Below are 17,588 nucleotides of genomic sequence, written 5' to 3' on the forward strand. Positions count from 1 at the left end.
CGCAGGGAGTTACGTCGGCATTCGACGTCGAGGTTCGCATGCCGACTCGATCGCTCGGGGCGACCTCGCATCGGGTCCCGCGAGCAGCCGCGCGCAGTGAGGCCCAAACGGTCGAGCACCGCCGAGGTCACAGGGTTCAGCGGCCCTTGTATTCCGGGGTCCGCTTCTCGAAGACCGCCTGAATAGCCTCTGTCAGGTCCTCGGACGGTAGGAAGGCGGCGTTCCAGGCCGAGACGTAGCGCAGGCCTTCGGCTACGGCGGCGGCATTCCGCTGTCCGAGTACGTCTTTCACGCCCTGTACCACCAGCGGCGGGTTCGCGGCGATATCGCGTGCGGTGGCGTGCGCTGCTTCCAACGCGGCCTCCTGGTCGGCGAAGACATCGTTGACCAGGCCGATCTTCTCCGCGCGAGCGGCGTCGATGTCCTTGGCCGTGAAGGCCAGCTCGCGCAGGTGGCCCTCCGCGATGATGCCGGGCAGGCGCTGTAGCGAGCCCACGTCGGCCACGATGGCGACCTTCGCCTCTCGCAGGCTGAACTTCGCTTCCGCGCTGGCGTAGCGGATATCGGCGGCGGCGATCAGGTCCAGGCCGCCGCCGATGCACCAGCCGGACACCGCGGCGATCACCGGTTTGCGGCATTCGGCGACGGCGGTGATCGAGGCCTGCAGGCGCCGGATATCGGCGAGGAAATCGGTCCGCGGGGCGGCCAGCGCGCGGTCGGCCATCAGCGGGCCGAAGGTGCCGCTCATCGCGGGCAGATCCAGGCCGTAGGAGAAATTCTTCCCGGAGCCGGTGAGCACGACGGCCCGGATCCCGGGGTCGGCGTCGAGGCCGTGGAAGATCTCCGGCAGCTCCCGCCAGAAATCCGGGCCCATCGCATTACCTTTACCCGGCCCGGTGAGGGTCACCCGGGCGACGTGATCGTCGGTTTCGACGGTGAAAGCCTGCCAATCTGTCATCTGCCCAGCCTAAGGGGGCGCGGCGGGCGCCGGGCAGCGGCTCCGGCCCGGGTTCGCGGAATCGTGCGGGGTCGAAGGAGCCCCTCCAGTGCGCGGGAAAGCCGCGCGCGACTCTGCGTATCGCTCTACCCTGTGCCCATGCGCAGGTCGCTTCCACAGATAACCTGCCGGGTCTCGGATACATTGATCGCCCGTGGCCACCACGGGCTGATCGTCACCGCGCCGGAATCGGCGACCGGTCCCGCGGAGACCGCCGAGGCGATGGAGGTGGAACTCGGGGCGCTTGTGCATTCGGAGGTCTTCCTACTCGGAGACGAGCCGATCCTGCTGCTGGTCTCGGCGGCGCACCCGGTGGACCCGGAACGTACCGGCGCGCGCCTCGAGGGCGCGCTGATTCCCGCACCGCCTCATCTGGTGGTGCGCTACACCGGGCAACTGCCGGGCAGTGTGGCGCCCATCGGTCATCCGGCGAATCTGCCCACCTGGGTGGATTCGCGTCTGTCGGGTCACCGTGAACTGTGGGCTGCCGGCGGCAGCCCGGGGACCGTCTTCCGCACCTCCTACACCGAGTTGTTGCGGATCACCGCGGGGCTGTCCCTCGACCTGGACTGACCTCACTCACCGCCTTCCCGGCCAGTGGACCGGCCCGCTGCAGCGGGCCGTTCCGGGCGTAGCGTCGGCGAGGTGACCGAAGTACCACGGCCCGAGACCGGAATCCGGATCCCCGACGACCTCAGCGGTATCACCGCCGAGCAGTACCGCGCCTCGATGCGCCACTACCCGGCCGGGGTCACCATCGTGACGCTCGGCTCGGCCGCCGGCCCGGTCGGTTTCACGGCGACCTCGTTCGCCTCGCTGTCCCTGGACCCGCCGCTCGTCTCGTTCAACATCAGCCACACGTCCTCCAGCCTGGAGGCATTGACCGCCGCCGAGTCCGTGGTGATCCATTTCCTCGGCGAGCATCAGCGTCATCTGGCCCAGCGCTTCGCCCGGACCGCCGCACACCGGTTCAGCGATCCCGCCCTGTGGAGTGCCCTGGACACCGGCGAGCCGGTCCTGCACGGCACCCCGCTGTGGCTGCGCACCACCGTGGAGCAGCTCATCCCGATCGGTGATCACACCTTCGTGGTCGGCCGGGTGGTCCGGGTGCACGACGACACCGGCGACGAAGCGTCCGCGGCTCCGCTGCTCTATTACAACGGCCGGTACTACCGGCCGACCCTGCTCACCGACGACGTGGAGTAGCTGCCCGGCCCGCCCTGCCGACATCGGGTGTTACCCGTCGCCGAGTAATCTGTTCACCCGGTCGACCGCTGTTTGCCCTGCGGTAACCCTCGTATGAGAGAACCAGTCCGTCGGCTGGGCGATGGAAGGTGGGCCGGACACATGCGGACGCAGGTGGATGCGGAGAGCGCGCTACGGCGGGCCGAGGCCGCGCCGCCGGCGCGCACCCTGGTCGATATCGTCGCCGAAACGGCCGCCGAATATCCCGACGCCCCCGCGATCGCCACGTCGGACCGCACGCTGACCTACGCCGAACTGCGCGCCGAGATCGAGTGTTCGGTCCGGGACCTGGCCGCCGCCGGGGTGGGTCGCGGCGACCGGGTGGGGGTGCGGATGCCCTCGGGCACCTGGGAGCTCTACCTGACGATTCTGGCGGTATTGCACGCCGGCGCGGCCTACGTCCCGGTGGACGCCGACGATCCCGAGGAGCGAGCCGAACTGGTCTTCGCCGAGGCCCGGGTGACGGCCGTGGCGACGGCCGACGGCATCCGCCCGGTAGCCGGACGCCCGGATCCGGCGGAAACCCGCGAAGCCGGCCATGGGAAACCCGGCCAGGTGCCCACGGTGGACGACTATGCCTGGATCATTTTCACCTCGGGTTCCACGGGCACTCCCAAGGGTGTCGCGGTGACCCATCGCAACGCGGCGGCTTTCGTCGACGCCGAAGCCCGCATGTTTCTCCGGGATGCTCCGCTGGGACCGGGCGACCGCGTCCTGGCCGGCCTCTCGGTCGCTTTCGATGCCTCCTGTGAGGAGATGTGGCTGGCCTGGCGACACGGCGCCTGCCTGGTGCCCGCGCCGCGCGCGCTGGTCCGTACCGGCGCCGATCTCGGGCCGTGGCTGGTCCGGCAGGGCATCACCGTGGTCTCCACCGTGCCGACCCTGGCGGCGACCTGGCCCGCCGAGGCTCTGGAATCGGTCCGATTGTTCATCTTCGGGGGTGAGGCGGTGCCGCCGGAGCTGGCCGAACGGCTCGCCGATCCCGACCGCGAGGTGTGGAACACCTACGGTCCTACCGAGGCCACCGTGGTCGCCTGCGCCGCGCTGCTGGACGGCACCGGGCCGGTGCGGATCGGTCTCCCGCTGGACGGCTGGGATCTGGTGGTGGTCGACGCCGACGGTGTACCGGTCGGCGAAGGCGAGACCGGTGAACTGGTGATCGGCGGGGTCGGGCTGGCCCGCTACCTCGATCCGGCCAAGGATGCCGAGAAGTACGCACCCCTGCACACCGTGGGCTGGGACCGCGCCTACCGCAGCGGCGACCTGGTCCGCAACGAGGAGGCCGGGCTGATCTTCCTCGGCCGGGCCGACGACCAGGTGAAGATCGGCGGCCGCCGGATCGAACTCGGCGAGATCGACAACGCGCTACAACACCTGCCCGGAGTCAGCGGCGCGGCCGCCGCGGTCCGGACCACGGCGACCGGTGCGCCGGTCCTGATCGGCTATCTCACCGGTGTCGGCGAGGACTACGATCTGGCCGCCGCCCGCACCCGGCTCGCCGGGCAGCTCCCGGCCCCGCTGATCCCCCGGCTGGCCATCGTCCCGGAATTGCCTACCCGCACCTCGGGCAAGGTCGACCGCAACGCGCTGCCCTGGCCCCTCGCCGATGCCGACAGCGGAATCGACCACGGGCTCACCGGCACCGCCGCCTGGGTCGCGCAATTGTGGACCGATGTCCTCGGCGCCGAGATCACCGGCGCCGACGCCGATTTCTTCGCCCTCGGCGGCGGTTCGCTGTCGGCGGCGCAGCTGGTCACCGGGCTGCGCGCGCGGTACCCGCAGGTCACGGTGGCCGATGTGTACGACCACCCCCGCCTCGGCGCGCTCACCGAACTGCTCGACCAGAGCGCCCCGGCCGCTGTCGCGCCGGTGCGTCCGGTCCGCCCCACCCCACCGTCGGCGCAGTGGATCCAGGTGCCGGCCACTGTCGCTCTGACAACGCTGACCGGCCTGCAGTGGGTCACCTGGCTGGCTGTCGTATCGGGGGTCGCCGCATGGTTCGAGCTGCTGCCCTGGTTGCCGCGCCTGTCCTGGTGGTGGACCGCACTGCTCTTCCTGATCTTCATCACCCCGCTCGGCCGGATGGCGATCTGTGTGGTGGGCGCCCGAGCACTACTCGCGGGTGTGCGGCCGGGCAGTTATCCACGCGGCGGTTCGGTACACCTGCGGCTGTGGGCGGCGGTCCGACTCTCGGAGGCCAGCGGGGCGGAGAACCTCTCCGGAGCGCCGTGGATGGTCCCCTTCGCCCGGGCCCTCGGCGCGAAGGTGGGCAAGGGCGTCGATCTGCACACGCTGCCTCCGGTCACCGGCATGCTCGAACTAGGCGACGGTTGCAGTGTCGAACCCGAGGTCGACCTGTCCGGCTACTGGATCGACGGCGATACCGTGCACATCGGTTCCATCGTCGTCGGCCGGGGCGCGGTGGTGGGCGCCCGGTCCGTGCTGCTGCCCGGAACCCGGATCGGCCGCGACGCCGTGATCGCGGCGGGTTCGGCGGTGTCGGGCAAGGTCAAAGCCGGTCAGGAATGGGCCGGTTCACCGGCAGTGAAGGTCGGGAAGGCCCGCCACCGCTGGCCCGCGCAGACGCCGGAGCGAGCCGTGCACTGGGTTTTGGCCTTCGGGATCGGTTCGCTGGCGTTGGGAGCGCTGCCGCTGTTCGGGCTCGCGGCGGGTCTGGCCGTGATCGCCTGGGGTATCCGGGACACCGTGGATTTCGCGGGCGCCGTGCTGCCCGCCTTCCTGTGGCTGCCGGTCGCCACTGTGTTCAGCCTGGTGGTCTACGCGGTCGCGACCGTCATCGCGGTCCGGCTGCTCGGTATCGGACTCACCGAGGGCTATCATCCGGTGCGTAGCCGGGTCGGCTGGCAGGTCTGGGTCACCGAACGCCTGCTGGACTCCGCCCGCACTTTCCTGTTCCCGCTCTACGCCTCGCTGCTCACTCCGATCTGGCTGCGTCTGCTGGGCGCGAAGGTCGGCAAACGGGTCGAGGCGTCCACGGTGCTGCTGCTGCCCAAGTTCACCACCGTCGCCGACGGCGCCTTCCTGGCCGATGACACCATGGTCGCCGGTTACGAGCTCGGCGGGGGCTGGCTGCGCATCGGCGAGGCCAAGGTCGGCAAACGCGCGTTCCTCGGCAATTCCGGGATGGCCGCGCCCGGTCGGCGGGTACCGAAGAACGGACTTGTCGCGGTGCTGTCGGCAGCGCCGAGCAAGGCGAAGGCCGGCTCGTCGTGGCTGGGCAGCCCGCCGGTCCGGTTGCGCCGGGCCGCGGGTACCGCCGATACCGACCGCACCTTCGATCCGCCGCTGCGGCTGCGTGTCTTCCGGAGTGCGTTCGAAACCTGCCGCCTCGCCGCGGTCGTGGTGACCTTCGCCATCGGTCTCGGGGTCCTGCTGGCGCTGGCCCGGCTGGCCGGCCGTTTCGGCTATCCGGCCGCCGCAGTGCTGTCCGGGGTGGTGCTGATGGTCGCGGGAGCGGTGGCCTGTGCGAGCGCGGTCACCGCGAAATGGGTGCTGGTCGGGCGGATCCGGGCCGGTGAGCATCCGCTGTGGAGTTCGTTCGTCTGGCGTAACGAGGTATCGGACGCGTTCGTGGAAACCGTCGCGGCACCGTGGTTCGCCCGCGCGGCGACCGGTACGCCCGTACTGAACCTCTGGTTGCGCGCGCTCGGCGCGAAAATCGGCCGCGGGGTATGGTGCGAATCCTATTGGCTTCCGGAGGCAGACCTGGTGACACTCGGTGACGGCGCGACCGTGGAACGCGGCTGCGTGGTGCAGACCCACCTGTTCCACGACCGCATCATGGCCATGGACACCGTGACCCTGGAGCCCGGCGCCACCCTCGGGCCGCACTGCGTCGCCCTGCCCGCCGCCACTCTCGGCGCGGCCGCCACCGTGGGCCCCGCGTCGCTGGTGATGCGCGGCGATTCCGTACCGGCCTCCACCAGATGGTGGGGCAACCCCATCGCCCCCTGGGCCGGGCCGGCGGCCGGCCCCGAATCCGACGAGGACACCGACAGCTGATGGGGAGCAGGTTCTACGACGCCCCCATCGACGACTATCTACCGCAGAACGGGAACAGGGGCTATCGGGTATCGCGGTACGAACTGGACCTGAACTACAAGGTGTCCAGTAACCGGCTCGCGGGGCGGGCCGAGATCACCGCCGTCACCACCGCCGAGCGCCCACGCTTCTCGCTCGACCTGTCACAAGCCCTCGCGGTGTCGAAGGTGCTGGTCAACGGCGGCAAAGCCGGTAAGTACACCCACCAGCGCGGCAAGCTCACCGTCACCCCGCGTGAGCGGATACCCGCGGGCGGGATCCTGCAACTGGTCGTGCAGTACGCCGGCGCGCCGAAACCGGTACGTGGACCCTGGGGCGAGGTCGGCTGGGAAGAGCTCACCGAGGGGGCGCTGGTGGCCAGCCAGCCCAACGGCGCCGCGTCCTGGTTTCCCTGCGACGACCATCCCAGTTCCAAGGCGAGCTACCGGATCTCCATCACCACCGATACCCCGTACTTCACCCTCGCCAACGGCGAACTGGCCGGTAAGCAGACCAAAGCCGGTCAGACCACCTGGGTCTACGAACAGACCGAGCCGATGGCGAGCTACCTGGCCACTGTGCAGATCGGGCGCTACCGCAGACACCAGCTCACCGACCGGCGCACGCCCGTCCCGATCCACGCGGTGATACCGGCGTCGCTGCGCGCGGCCTTCGACCACGATTTCGCCCGGCAACCCGAGATGATGTCGGTGTTCAGCGAGCTGTTCGGCCCGTATCCGTTCCAGAGCTATTCGGTCGTGGTCACCGAGGACGAACTCGAGATCCCGATCGAGGCGCAGGGTATATCCGTATTCGGCGCCAACCACTGCGACGGTCGCCGCGGGGCCGAACGCCTGGTCGCGCACGAACTCGCCCACCAGTGGTTCGGTAACAGCCTCACCATCCGGCATTGGTGCGATATCTGGTTGCACGAGGGTTTCGCCTGCTACGCGGAGTGGATCTGGTCGGAGGCCGCGCACGGGCCCAGCGCCGATCAGCTCGCCCGCGCGGCCTGGCACACCCTGCGCCGGGAACCCCAGAACATCGTGGTCGGTGATCCGGGCCCCGAGCTGATGTTCGACGACCGCGTCTACAAACGCGGCGCCCTCACGCTCCACGCGTTGCGGCTGGAGCTGGGCGATACCGCGTTCTTCCGGCTCATCCGCGAGTGGACCGCCCGCCACCGGCACGCCTCGGTCTCCACCGAGGAGTTCACCGACCTGGTCGGCCACTACAGCGTCATGCCCATGCAGCCGCTGTGGCAGCAGTGGCTCTATGCCGAACCGCTCCCGCAGCTGCCGCCGCTCGGCGGGAGCGCGGGTCAGAACACCAGGTAGCGGCCCGCGAGTTGTTCGACGAGCGGGTCGTCCTCGGCGACGCTGTTCAGCGCCTCGAGGTCGGCGACCACCGAGATGAGCCGTGGATCCTCGGGTTCGGCGCCCACCGGGCCGTCTTCGGTCAGTTGCCGCAGCAATTTGTCGCGTATCCGGTCCTTGAGTGAATCGCGCATTCGAACCTCGTCTGTCAGACCGGCGTCAGCCAGGTGCCCCAGGGGGTGTTGCGCACCACGGTGTAGACGGCGATCGAGCCGAGCAGCGTCCACATCGTGAGGCTGCTGATCCCCGGCAGACGTGGTCCTTCACCCCGCCATGCGCGGATCGCCCAATCAACCACCCACAACGCGTAGAGCGTCAGTACCGGCAGCGCCAGCAGGTTGCTGTGCAGGGAATCGACGATATGTCCCTCGGTCAGGTTGTGTACTGCGCGCATACCCCCGCAACCCGGGCAGTACACACCGAACAGGGCATAGACCGGGCACAGCCCGTACGCGCCCTCGATATGCGGGTCCCGGACGTGCAGCAACAGCACCGCCGCCGCCCCTACGGTGGCCGCCGCCGCGGGCAGCAGCAGCCCGCGCCATCGTGCACCGCTGTCCGGCCCGGCCGCTTCCGGAACCCGTTGGCCCACCAGCTCGCGCGGGTCGGCTGCGTCCGAGTCGTTCACGACCTTCACGGTAGTCGCGGCCCACGGGTTGACGCCACAACCACCGGAGGTGCTTGCTCCGGTTGCATTTATACCGGCCCTGGTTGCGTCGAACAGGCATAGATCATCCGGAGAATGGGCACCCCTGAGCTAACAGCGCCCCGTGCCGCACCGATATTCGGGACAAGCAACACATCCCGGACGAGGAGAACCGGAACTGCGCTTGCTCTTGTAAGCACCCAGCTTGCAGGGTTACCGTGTCAGCAGGCACAAAGGAGTGTTCTGATGCTGGTGAAATCGATAACGGCGCTGTCGCAGGCGCATCAAGGCGCGCTGACCGCCCCGTACCGAGCGACGTTGCGCGCGCGCCGATTCCGGACGGCCCACTACAACGCGCCGGCCGCCCATCCCGAGGTCGTTTCCGTCACCACTGCCGACGGCGCCCGCCTGCGAGTGCACTCCTACGGTCCCGCCGATGCCGAGCCGATCGTGCTCATCCACGGCTGGAGCTGCTGTATCGAGTACTGGCACCCCCAGATCAACGCCTTCGCCGACCGCTACCGCGTGATCGCCTACGACCAGCGCGGCCACGGCGACAGCACCCTCGGTCGCGCACCGCTGGGCGACCGCAGCCTCGCCGACGATCTCGCCGCCGTCCTCGACGCGACCCTGCGGCCGGGTGAGCAGGCCCTGCTGGTCGGGCACAGCATGGGCGGTATCACCCTGCAGGCCTGGGCCGCTCGCCATCCCGGCCAGGTGGAGCGGCAAGCCCGCGGGGTCGTACTGGCCAACACCACCTCGGGCAATATCCGTTACGACACCGATCTGCTACCGCTGCTGAACAAGCCGCTCAGCCTGGGAAGCCAGCCGCTGAGCCTGCTCGGGTCGCCGATCCGGCTGCCGATGATCGTCGCCGAGTCCCTGCTCACCACACCCCTTCCCCTGCCCGGTGGTTGGGCAGCCCGCGAGATCCTGAAAGAACGCATCATGGCCCGCGGCGCCACCAACGAACAGGCCGAATTCGCCCTGAACATCGTGCGTTCGTGCCGTCCGCTGGCTCGCGGCCGGCATGCTGCGATCCTGGCGGATCTGCAGCTCGGAGCGGCCGCGGCGAATCTGACCGTGCCCACCACGATCATCGCCGGCCGCTACGACCGCCTGCTGCCCGAACGGATGTCGCGTCTCATTGCCGACACCATGATCGAGGCCGGTCACCCGCCCGATTACCAGGTCTGGCCCACCGGCCACCTGGGCAATATCGAGCGGATCGACCATTTCAACAACGAGCTGACCGCCATCCTGAACCGCACCAGCCCCCGGTCCGCGGCCGCGGGCTGAGCGGGAAGTCCCCGAGTCCGGTCAGTGTCGCCCGGCTCGGTGGACCCTCCGCATTCGCCGGCCCCCTACTCGCGAAGACCGGAATACCGCTTGCGGCGCGTCGTTGCACGCAATGACGAACGCAACCGATAGGACTGGACTATGCGCGCAGCGACCTACGACCGGTATACCACCGACAACAGCGATATCCGGGTGCGTGACCTGCCGAAACCCAAAGTTTTCCCGGGTTCGGTACTGATCGAGGTGCGCGCGGCCGGGGTGAACCCGGTCGACTGGAAGCTGATGTCGGGTGCACTGGACGGCTTGATCGATGCGCACTTCCCGGTGATCCCGGGCTGGGACGTCGCCGGGATTGTGGTGGGCAAGGGCACGGACACCCCGGAATTCGAGGTCGGCGACGAAGTGCTGGCCTACGCCCGCAAAGACGTCCTGCAGGATGGCACCTTCGCCGAACTGGTCGCCGTCCCGGCGGCTCGGGTGGCCCGCAAACCGGCGGATCTGCCCTGGGAGCAGGCCGGTGCGCTGCCGCTGGCCGGCGGTACCGCGCTGCGCACCCTCGATCTTCTCCGGGTCACCGCCGAGGACACCGTGCTGATCCATGCCGCGGCCGGCGGTGTGGGCAGCCTGGGCGTCCAGATCGCGCGGGCTCGCGGCGCCCGCGTCCTGGGTACCGCCTCCGAAGGTAATCACGATTTCCTGCGCGAACTCGGCGCCGAACCGGTGGCCTACGGGGAGGGCGTGATCGAACGCATTCGCGAACTCGCCCCGGACGGTGTGCAAGCGGTGGCCGATTTCGTCGGCGGCCAGCTCGATACGACACTGGCCGTTCTGGCGAAGAACGGGCGGCATGCCTCGATCGCCGACGGTTCGGTGACCGAACACGGCGGCCACGCGGTGTGGGTCCGTCCGGACGGCGCCCAGACCCAGCGCCTGGCCGATCTCGCCGCCGAGGGCAACCTGGTGGTCCCGGTCGCGGCGACCTTCTCCCTGGAGGAAGTCGCCGACGCCTTCGCCGCGGGCCAGTCGGGCCATACCCGGGGCAAGAACGTCATCGTGCTCTGACGCCGTCAGGACTGTGCAACGGTTCGAGAACGGCGAGCGCTCCCCGGATATGCCGCAACCACACACACCGTGCGCCGCGCTGGAGATTCCGACGCGGGCATTCGTCGAGCCGGCACTCGCGGGAATCGAACCGGCCTGCAGGTGACCGGTCCGGCCATTCCCGCCGGCAGACGCGAACGGCCGGGGGGACATCCGTCCCACCCGGCCACCCGGAAACGTCGCGTTCAAGCGAGGACCAAGGTGACGATCAACGCGACCAGAGCGAGGGTCTGCAGGATGACCCGGGGGTAGATGATGCTGTCCCAGCGCTCCTGCAGCGCACGCGCATTCGGCGGGATCACGCCGGATCGAGCGGCGGCCTTCTGTGCCGCGTTGATCGGTTTGGCGATCCGCGCATAGAGGACGAGCCAGACAACGAGGGCCAGTACCGCGAGCCCCGCCGAAACAGCGGCACCGGCAGCGCCGGTCAGGGCGGCGATCACCGCGGCCGCCGACGCCGTCAGCACTCCGGTGATTCCGACCGGCGGCATACGCAGGTCTGCGTAGTAATGCCCCCACCCCGCGCTGAGGGTCATGGTGGTGTCGTCGAGCCGGCGGTAGACCGATCGCATGACCAGCGCGGCCAAGACATCGGTGCCGTAGACGACGGCATTGGTGAGAACCGCGACGGCGGCGAGGATCTGGATGGATACGGACATGGCGGGCTCCTGGTGTCTTACGGGTTACAGCTGGTGGTGGGTCGGTATCCGGCGATTACGCCGGCGTCGGGGCGGATGCCGCGGACTCGCGGATGAGCAGCAACCCGGTGATGCCGACGAGGAGTGCCGTGAGGCCGTGGATCCCGAAGGCGGCCGCCGCGGAGCCGTGGTAGGCCAGCACTGTGGTCATATCGCCGATCGGGATCAACGCCACGACGAGCATGACGACCCCCAGCGCGAAACGCTGCCCGACGGCCAGCAGCGCGAGGATCATGATCCCGCTGGCTGTGTCGCGTACGCCTTTGAGGTTCATGAACGCCGCGGCATCACCGGTGGGCCACTCGGGCAGCCCGAAGCCGGTGGCGATCGATTCGGGAGCGATCAGATAGCTGATCCCGATGTAGAGGATGAACGCCGCCCCGAGTAGCGACAGTGCGGTGGCGAGACGCCGAGTGGTGATCACGATTGCTCCAAAATCTAGCAGTGCTATTTGCTAGAGCAACACTAACCTACCCTGGCTATCTTGTCTAGCGGTGCTAGAATTTCGGTATGAGTGTGCAGAACAGGCGGGAACGGGAACGGGCGGAACGCCATCGGCTGATCATCGAGACCGCACGCGAGCTGGCGGAGACCGAGGGCTGGGACGCGGTGACCGTCCGCAAACTGGCAGATCGCATCGAATACAGCCAACCGGTGCTGTACAGCCACTTCACCGGTAAACGCGCCATTGTCACGGCCGTCGCCGAGGACGGAATCACCGAACTCGCCACGGCACTGCACCGCGCCAGGACCGCCGCCCCCACCGATTCCGACGCACTCGCCGCGCTTGCGCATACCTATCTCGAATTCGCGGCCGAGCGGCCCGCCGTCTACGAAGCGATGTTCTCCATGTCCACCGATCTGCAATTCGGCCCCGAGGCCCCGCAATCCCTGCGCGACGCGTTCGCCGAACTCGTCGCCGTGCTGAGTCCGTTCGCCGGAGAGCACGATGTGGAAACCTTCACCGAAACCGGCTGGAGCGCGCTGCACGGCCTGGCCACTCTCGAACGCGGTGGCCGGTTGCGCCCGGGCCTGCGCGAAGAACGGCTGACGATTCTGCGCCGGTTGCTGGAACAGGACGGACCGGCCGGCTCTGCGCGGTAAGCGCGATCCGCGGCCACGCCGCTCGACCGGTGAGCGCCCGGATCACCCGAGCACCAGCGGCACCGCACCCTGCTTCACCGCCGGCGCACGCTTGTCCGGGGACGAGCGCAACGCCGACCGGCGCGGCTCCCGGCATCGCCGCGCCAACAGCACAGATCAGCGCCGATCCGACATCCGCTCGCCGGCTGCCGTGATTCACCCGGGCCGGTGCGGGGCGGGGCCGACCGCTCCTGGCGGCACCCCGCCGCCGGCTCATCTTTTTTCCCCTCGCCGGTGATGCAGAAGAGCTCGCATACGGTTGGCGAGTGCCCTTCCCGGGGCGATCCCCGTGCCGTCGCCTCGCTGCTCCACGGACCGCTGGTCGGGTAATTCCGCATACGATTCGTAGGCCCTGGGGCCATACGAACAGATGTCGACCAGATACCCGGCCGCCGAGACACCCACAACCACGGTGCCGCTCCGGAGATGAGAAGTGGCTGCGGTATCCGCAAGCCGAAGGCAAGCGAAATGCTCGTCGATGTGGAATCTCAGGTCCGCTGATAACCAGACGGTTTCCCCTGCCTGCGGATCACGGTCGACCTCGGAGCCGCTGCGCCACAGGGATTTCGCCAAAAGGGGCGACAGCCCCTCGTCCATCGTGGTGGGCTCGCCGGCGCCGCCGGCCCCGAAGACCGGGGGCGATACCAGCACTACAGCTTGCACAAGCGCACCGGTCCGCGAATCGGCCTTCAGCTCTATCTCCCCACCCCGCCGACCGGAGATCCGCACATAGAGCGGCTGGTCCCGAGGAGTCGGGAGCCACTCGATATCCAACGGAATCCATGGGTCGCACACCACACGCGTGCCTTGGCATGCAGCGGATCCGACGATATCGATCATCACATTCTCCGACACTCGGTTTTCGCACGCAGCGGAGTCCCCCGAAGACTTCCCGGCCGGAGATCTTCTCGATCCAATTATCTACGCACCCAGGTACTCCCGCGGAGGACCACCCATCCCTCTCCAGCGTTCTCTCGCCCGCCCGTGCCGGGCAGTGGGCCGACGCAGCGGCGGGCACCCGGAACTCGGGTGCCCGCCGGATGACGCGGTTCGGTGGATGCTCAAGCTGCGGCGGTACCGACCAGCCGCCGTGGTGTCGTCGGCCAACGGGGATGTTCCTCGTCGATGACGTAGGCGTGGGTGTGCCGGTAGTAGCCATCGCCCACGAGTACGGCGTCGGCGAGGCGCGCCGGGTCGATAGTGCCGACCTTGTGCAGGTGGGTCAGTACCTCCGGGTCGTGCCGGGGCCACATCCGCAGTGCCCCAACCATTCCCGCCGACCCCAGCGCGGCGAGAACCACCCAGGTCGTGGTGAATCCGACAGCGGTGGCCAGCCATCCGGCGATCGGGTAGGTGAGCAGCCACGCCAGGTGCGAGAGCGAGAACTGGGCCGCGAACAGCGCGGGACGGTCGGCAGACCGGGACGAGCGGCGCAGCACCTGTCCGATGGGTGTCAGTATCGCCGCGGTACCCGCACCGATACCGGCCCATACCGCAATGGCGGCGGTCCTGCGCCAGTCACCGGAGTCGGCGAACGACAGGGCGACGGCCGATCCGAGTGCGGCGAGCAGGGTCACCGCGCCGGTGAGCATGACCGGTCGCGCACCCACACGATCGAGGACTCGGGGAAGCGACAGGGCGATGAGCATGGTCCCGAACCCGTTGGCTGCCAGTAGCAGCGCGACACCGGACTGGGTGCCACCGAGGACGTCGCGGACGTAGTTGACCGTATTGACCATCACCACGGATCCGGCGGCCGCGACGACGAGATTCAACCCGAGCAGGCCGCGCAGTCGCGGTGTGCCCGCGAAAATGCGCAGTCCGACCGTGATCCGTTCGCGGAAGGAACCCTCGGTCGCGGCGGTCACGTTCGGGATGTGGGTGGTGATCACCAGCGCGGCCGAGACGGCGAAGCCCATCGCGGTACCGACGAACAACCAGTGGAAGCTCAACACGGTCAGTGCGACGGCGGCCAGCATCGGACTCAACAGGGTCTCCATGGTCGCGGCCAGCTGGGCCGCCGACAGGGCACGCGTGTATTCGCGCTCATCGGGCAGGATGTCGGGAATGACCGCCTGATAGGTCGGGGTGTAGGCGGCGGAAGCGGTCTGCAGTACGGCGATCAGCACATAGACCTGCCAGATCTGATCGATGAACGGCAGGGCGAGCACGACGCCGGCGCGGATCAGCTGCAGTGCCACCAGGAACAGTCGGCGAGGGAGGCGGTCGGCATAGGCGCCCACGATCGGAGCGACCGTCACGTAGACCACCATCTTGATGGTCAGGGCGGCGCCGAGTACGGCGGCAGCGGCCGCCCCGGCGAGTTCGTAGGCGAGCAACCCCAGTGCGACGGTGGTTAATCCGGTGCCGAACAGGCCGGTCACCTGGGCGGTGAACAGGCGCAGATAGTCGTGGTTGCGCAGCAGTGAGCGGGTCATGGGCGCGGAGCGCATCGTGAATACTTCCTCGGGCGAGTTCGGGTGGGCCGCGGGTGGTTCGACAACAGCACTCGCACATGTCGGACTCCTTCGCCGTCGGCGGGTGGGCGCGCCGCGCGCCCACCCGCCGACGTGATCAGTGGGTGACGGTGGGCAGGGTGAAGGCAGCGGTACGCACCACATCGCCGTGCCGGAAATCCAGGAACAGGCGGTAGGTGCCGGGTCCGGGTACGGCGGTGTGGAAGGTGACGTCCGGACCGGGCGCGGTCACTCCGTCGCCGGGCTCGCCGTTCGGATGCACGTGGATATAGGCCAGATCACCGGCGCGCAGGATCACCAGATGGCCGTAGGCGGCCAGGTAGGGCTGCAAATCGGTGACCTGCGCGCCGTCCTTGCGCACGGTGAGCGTGAGCAGGCGGCCTTCGCCGGGCACGAGATCGCCGTCGAGGCTCACCTCGTAGCCGTCCACGATCGCGGTGCGCGCGGCCGCCGGTACCGGTTGCGGGGCGTACCGACCCGCCACCGCAAGGTCCGCACCGAGGGTAAGTGTCTTGCCGAGCGCGCGCGGGGCGATATCGGCGAACACGCGGTAGGCACCCGCCTCCGGAAGGTTCAGCCGCACCGACCAGGTGCCGTCGGCGTCCAGCTCGGGGTGAACGTGCCAGAACCCGGTCAGTTCGCGCCGCACCACGATGAGGTGCAGCTTGCGGTCGTGCAGGGCGGCGTAATCGGTGACCGGTTTCCCGTCCGGACCGAGCACGCGGAACCGGAGGTCGATCTCGCCCGCACCGGTGATCGGCTCCGCCAACTCCAAGGTGTACCCGTCCTGGGTGATCTGGAGGCCGCCCGACGCCGCGCCGTCGTGCGCGGCGTGATTGCTGTGCCCGGCGTGGGCGGCCGGCGCCGTGTGCCCGGCGTGGTGCCCGTGTTCGGCGTGACCGGCATGGGCGGCGTGCTCGCCATGGTGATGGGCATGAGTCCGAGTGGTCATTGTCGCGGCCTTCCGATCGTGTTGTGGTGACACAGACGAAGATAATACCCCCCTGGGGTATATGCAACATGTAATAGGCCGGCCCAGCGGAAGCGGGTCGAATGCGGTCATCGTCCATGCTTCCTATTGACCGATCCATACCCTAGGGGGGTATGGTAGGCGCTCCGAAGCGGTACCGGAAGGACGGGAAATGTCATGAGTACGCAGACGCGGACCACCACGCGGAAGTGGTGGGCGCTGGCGGTCATCGCCGCCGCTCAGTTCATGGTCATCATGGACACATCGATCATCGGGATCGCTCTGCCGAAGATGCAGGCCGATCTCGGGTTCTCCCAGGAGAACCTCACCTGGGTATTCAACGCCTACGTCATCGCCTTCGGCGGGTTGCTGCTGCTCGGCGGGCGATTGTCGGATCTGCTCGGTGCGCGGCGGGTGTTCGCCGCCGGATGGACGGTCCTGCTCGCAGGTTCGGTCATCGCGGGCGCGGCGGGCAATATCGCGATCGAACTGGCCGGGCGCGCGATCCAGGGTGGCGGTGCCGCCCTGATCGCCCCCTCCGCGCTGACCTTGCTGATGATGTTGTTCGGCTCGGCACCCGGAGAACTGACCAAGGCGCTGGCCGTCTACGGCGCGGCAGCCCCGGCCGGTGGCACCGCCGGAGTCTTCCTCGGCGGCGTCATCACCGAATACATCAGCTGGCCCTGGGTCTTCTACATCAACATCCCGATCGCACTGCTGGCCCTGCTCGCGGTCCCCGCGCTCATGCCCGATGCGCCGGCCCGTTCCGGTTCCGTCGATCTGCTCGGCTCGGTGACGGTCACCGCCGGTCTCGCCGCGGCAGTCTACGGCATCGTCCGAGCGCCGGAGGTCGGCTGGACATCAGGACAGACGTGGAGTGTCCTGGCCGCGGCCGCCGCGCTGCTCGCCGCCTTCGTACTGATCCAGGCGCGGCGCCGGGAACCGCTGATGCGCCTCGGCATCTTCACCGCACCGAACCTCGCCGCCGCCAATATCGCCCAGCTGTTGCTCGGCGCGGCCTGGGTGCCGATGTGGTTCTTCCTGAACCTGTACCTGCAGCAGGTACTCGGCTACAGCGCCTTCCCCGCCGGCTCTGCCCTACTGCCGATGACCACCCTGATCATGCTCGGCATGATCGTGCTGGCGCCCCGCGCCATGCAGCGGTTCGGCGCCAAACCGATGACCGTGGCCGGGCTGACCGTGCTCGGACTGGGTCTGGGGATCATGTCGCTGGTGCGTCCGACCGGGAACTTCTGGGTGGACGTCCTGCCGGCCTCGCTGGTCGCGGCCGCCGGGATGTCACTGGCCTTCGTACCGTCACTGGGCACCGCCATCTCCGCGGCTCGCCCCGAGGAGGGCGGCCTGGCCTCGGGCATCGTCAATGTGAGCTACCAGGTCGGCTCCGCACTGGGCCTGGCGGCCATGACCGCGGTCGCCGCCGCCTTCGGTGCCGACCGCATCGACAGTCTGCCGGACCTCACCAACGGGTTCTCGGCGGCATTCATCGGCGCGGCCGGCATCGCCCTCACCGGCGCAGCCGTCACGGCGGCGACCATGCGCCGTACCGAACCGGCGTCGTAGCCGGTCGGCACGAC

Annotated in this window: 16 protein-coding genes; 8 read left to right on the forward strand and 8 right to left on the reverse strand. The window is 68.8% G+C overall.

Translation table 11 applies throughout. The annotated features are described in order from the left end of the window. Positions 1-136: 136 nt before the first annotated feature. Positions 137-958, reverse strand: a complete 822-nt coding sequence (locus NS4_RS09685; protein ID WP_063059197.1) for a crotonase/enoyl-CoA hydratase family protein — start codon at positions 956-958, stop codon at positions 137-139. A gap of 138 nt (positions 959-1,096) precedes the next feature. Between NS4_RS09685 and NS4_RS09690 the strand changes: the two genes are divergently transcribed. From NS4_RS09690 to NS4_RS09705, 4 genes are all read left to right on the forward strand, one after another. Further along, the gene (locus tag NS4_RS09690) at positions 1,097-1,570 is read left to right on the forward strand and encodes a YbaK/EbsC family protein (RefSeq protein WP_063059198.1); all 474 of its coding nucleotides are present in this window, start codon (positions 1,097-1,099) and stop codon (positions 1,568-1,570) included. Between the two features lie 72 nt (positions 1,571-1,642). Next, complete coding sequence (locus NS4_RS09695) at positions 1,643-2,203, forward strand: flavin reductase family protein (protein WP_439955770.1); 561 nt, start codon at positions 1,643-1,645, stop codon at positions 2,201-2,203. Positions 2,204-2,344: 141 nt separating this feature from the next. After that, positions 2,345-6,265: a Pls/PosA family non-ribosomal peptide synthetase gene (locus NS4_RS09700; protein ID WP_063059200.1), complete on the forward strand. Its 3,921-nt coding sequence runs from the start codon at positions 2,345-2,347 to the stop codon at positions 6,263-6,265. Beyond that, a complete protein-coding gene (locus NS4_RS09705) occupies positions 6,265-7,620 on the forward strand; it encodes a M1 family metallopeptidase (protein ID WP_063059201.1) in 1,356 nt (451 codons plus the stop codon). The genes NS4_RS09700 and NS4_RS09705 overlap by 1 nt, the downstream gene beginning before the upstream one ends. Here NS4_RS09705 and NS4_RS09710 read toward each other — a convergent pair. Next, positions 7,605-7,793, reverse strand: a complete 189-nt coding sequence (locus NS4_RS09710; protein ID WP_063059202.1) for a hypothetical protein — start codon at positions 7,791-7,793, stop codon at positions 7,605-7,607. The genes NS4_RS09705 and NS4_RS09710 overlap by 16 nt on opposite strands. Positions 7,794-7,807: 14 nt before the next feature. Then, positions 7,808-8,287: a DUF2752 domain-containing protein gene (locus NS4_RS09715; protein WP_245665230.1), complete on the reverse strand. Its 480-nt coding sequence runs from the start codon at positions 8,285-8,287 to the stop codon at positions 7,808-7,810. A 264-nt stretch (positions 8,288-8,551) separates the two neighbouring features. On the opposite strand from NS4_RS09715, the gene NS4_RS09720 reads away from it, so the two are divergent. Together NS4_RS09720 and NS4_RS09725 are read left to right on the forward strand one after the other, a co-directional pair. After that, positions 8,552-9,604: an alpha/beta fold hydrolase gene (locus tag NS4_RS09720; protein WP_063059203.1), complete on the forward strand. Its 1,053-nt coding sequence runs from the start codon at positions 8,552-8,554 to the stop codon at positions 9,602-9,604. A gap of 141 nt (positions 9,605-9,745) precedes the next feature. Then, on the forward strand, positions 9,746-10,666 hold the full coding sequence (locus NS4_RS09725) for an NADP-dependent oxidoreductase (RefSeq protein WP_063059204.1): 921 nt from the start codon (positions 9,746-9,748) through the stop codon (positions 10,664-10,666). Between the two features lie 224 nt (positions 10,667-10,890). Here the strand turns inward: NS4_RS09725 and NS4_RS09730 are convergent, their stop codons facing one another. Together NS4_RS09730 and NS4_RS09735 are read right to left on the reverse strand one after the other, a co-directional pair. After that, entirely contained in the window at positions 10,891-11,364 is a 474-nt protein-coding gene (locus tag NS4_RS09730; protein WP_063059205.1) for a hypothetical protein, read from the reverse strand. Positions 11,365-11,419: 55 nt separating this feature from the next. After that, positions 11,420-11,827, reverse strand: coding sequence for a DUF4267 domain-containing protein (locus tag NS4_RS09735; protein ID WP_245665232.1), 408 nt, complete (start codon positions 11,825-11,827; stop codon positions 11,420-11,422). Positions 11,828-11,913: 86 nt separating this feature from the next. Between NS4_RS09735 and NS4_RS09740 the strand changes: the two genes are divergently transcribed. After that, positions 11,914-12,507, forward strand: coding sequence for a TetR/AcrR family transcriptional regulator (locus NS4_RS09740; protein WP_063059206.1), 594 nt, complete (start codon positions 11,914-11,916; stop codon positions 12,505-12,507). Between the two features lie 252 nt (positions 12,508-12,759). Here the strand turns inward: NS4_RS09740 and NS4_RS09745 are convergent, their stop codons facing one another. From NS4_RS09745 to NS4_RS09755, 3 genes are all read right to left on the reverse strand, one after another. Beyond that, entirely contained in the window at positions 12,760-13,386 is a 627-nt protein-coding gene (locus tag NS4_RS09745) for a hypothetical protein (RefSeq protein ID WP_157105976.1), read from the reverse strand. A 221-nt stretch (positions 13,387-13,607) separates the two neighbouring features. Then, entirely contained in the window at positions 13,608-14,999 is a 1,392-nt protein-coding gene (locus NS4_RS09750; RefSeq protein WP_084487065.1) for an MFS transporter, read from the reverse strand. Positions 15,000-15,120: 121 nt separating this feature from the next. Further along, positions 15,121-15,975, reverse strand: a complete 855-nt coding sequence (locus NS4_RS09755; RefSeq protein WP_063059208.1) for a DUF8832 domain-containing protein — start codon at positions 15,973-15,975, stop codon at positions 15,121-15,123. Positions 15,976-16,170: 195 nt separating this feature from the next. Between NS4_RS09755 and NS4_RS09760 the strand changes: the two genes are divergently transcribed. Continuing rightward, positions 16,171-17,574, forward strand: a complete 1,404-nt coding sequence (locus NS4_RS09760; protein ID WP_063059209.1) for an MFS transporter — start codon at positions 16,171-16,173, stop codon at positions 17,572-17,574. Positions 17,575-17,588: the final 14 nt, after the last annotated feature.

This window comes from Nocardia sienata NBRC 100364 (genome assembly GCF_001613205.1).
Lineage (GTDB): Bacteria > Actinomycetota > Actinomycetes > Mycobacteriales > Mycobacteriaceae > Nocardia > Nocardia sienata.

What these genes read in the sequence shown, in the direction of transcription:
- NS4_RS09685 (WP_063059197.1), bottom strand. Translation starts at nt 958, where the DNA reads ATGACAGATTGGCAGGCTTTCACCGTCGAAACCGACGATCACGTCGCC.
- NS4_RS09690 (WP_063059198.1), top strand. Translation starts at nt 1,097, where the DNA reads ATGCGCAGGTCGCTTCCACAGATAACCTGCCGGGTCTCGGATACATTG.
- NS4_RS09700 (WP_063059200.1), top strand. Translation starts at nt 2,345, where the DNA reads ATGCGGACGCAGGTGGATGCGGAGAGCGCGCTACGGCGGGCCGAGGCC.
- NS4_RS09705 (WP_063059201.1), top strand. Translation starts at nt 6,265, where the DNA reads ATGGGGAGCAGGTTCTACGACGCCCCCATCGACGACTATCTACCGCAG.
- NS4_RS09710 (WP_063059202.1), bottom strand. Translation starts at nt 7,793, where the DNA reads ATGCGCGATTCACTCAAGGACCGGATACGCGACAAATTGCTGCGGCAA.
- NS4_RS09720 (WP_063059203.1), top strand. Translation starts at nt 8,552, where the DNA reads ATGCTGGTGAAATCGATAACGGCGCTGTCGCAGGCGCATCAAGGCGCG.
- NS4_RS09725 (WP_063059204.1), top strand. Translation starts at nt 9,746, where the DNA reads ATGCGCGCAGCGACCTACGACCGGTATACCACCGACAACAGCGATATC.
- NS4_RS09730 (WP_063059205.1), bottom strand. Translation starts at nt 11,364, where the DNA reads ATGTCCGTATCCATCCAGATCCTCGCCGCCGTCGCGGTTCTCACCAAT.
- NS4_RS09740 (WP_063059206.1), top strand. Translation starts at nt 11,914, where the DNA reads ATGAGTGTGCAGAACAGGCGGGAACGGGAACGGGCGGAACGCCATCGG.
- NS4_RS09745 (WP_157105976.1), bottom strand. Translation starts at nt 13,386, where the DNA reads ATGATCGATATCGTCGGATCCGCTGCATGCCAAGGCACGCGTGTGGTG.
- NS4_RS09750 (WP_084487065.1), bottom strand. Translation starts at nt 14,999, where the DNA reads ATGCGCTCCGCGCCCATGACCCGCTCACTGCTGCGCAACCACGACTAT.
- NS4_RS09755 (WP_063059208.1), bottom strand. Translation starts at nt 15,975, where the DNA reads ATGACCACTCGGACTCATGCCCATCACCATGGCGAGCACGCCGCCCAT.
- NS4_RS09760 (WP_063059209.1), top strand. Translation starts at nt 16,171, where the DNA reads ATGAGTACGCAGACGCGGACCACCACGCGGAAGTGGTGGGCGCTGGCG.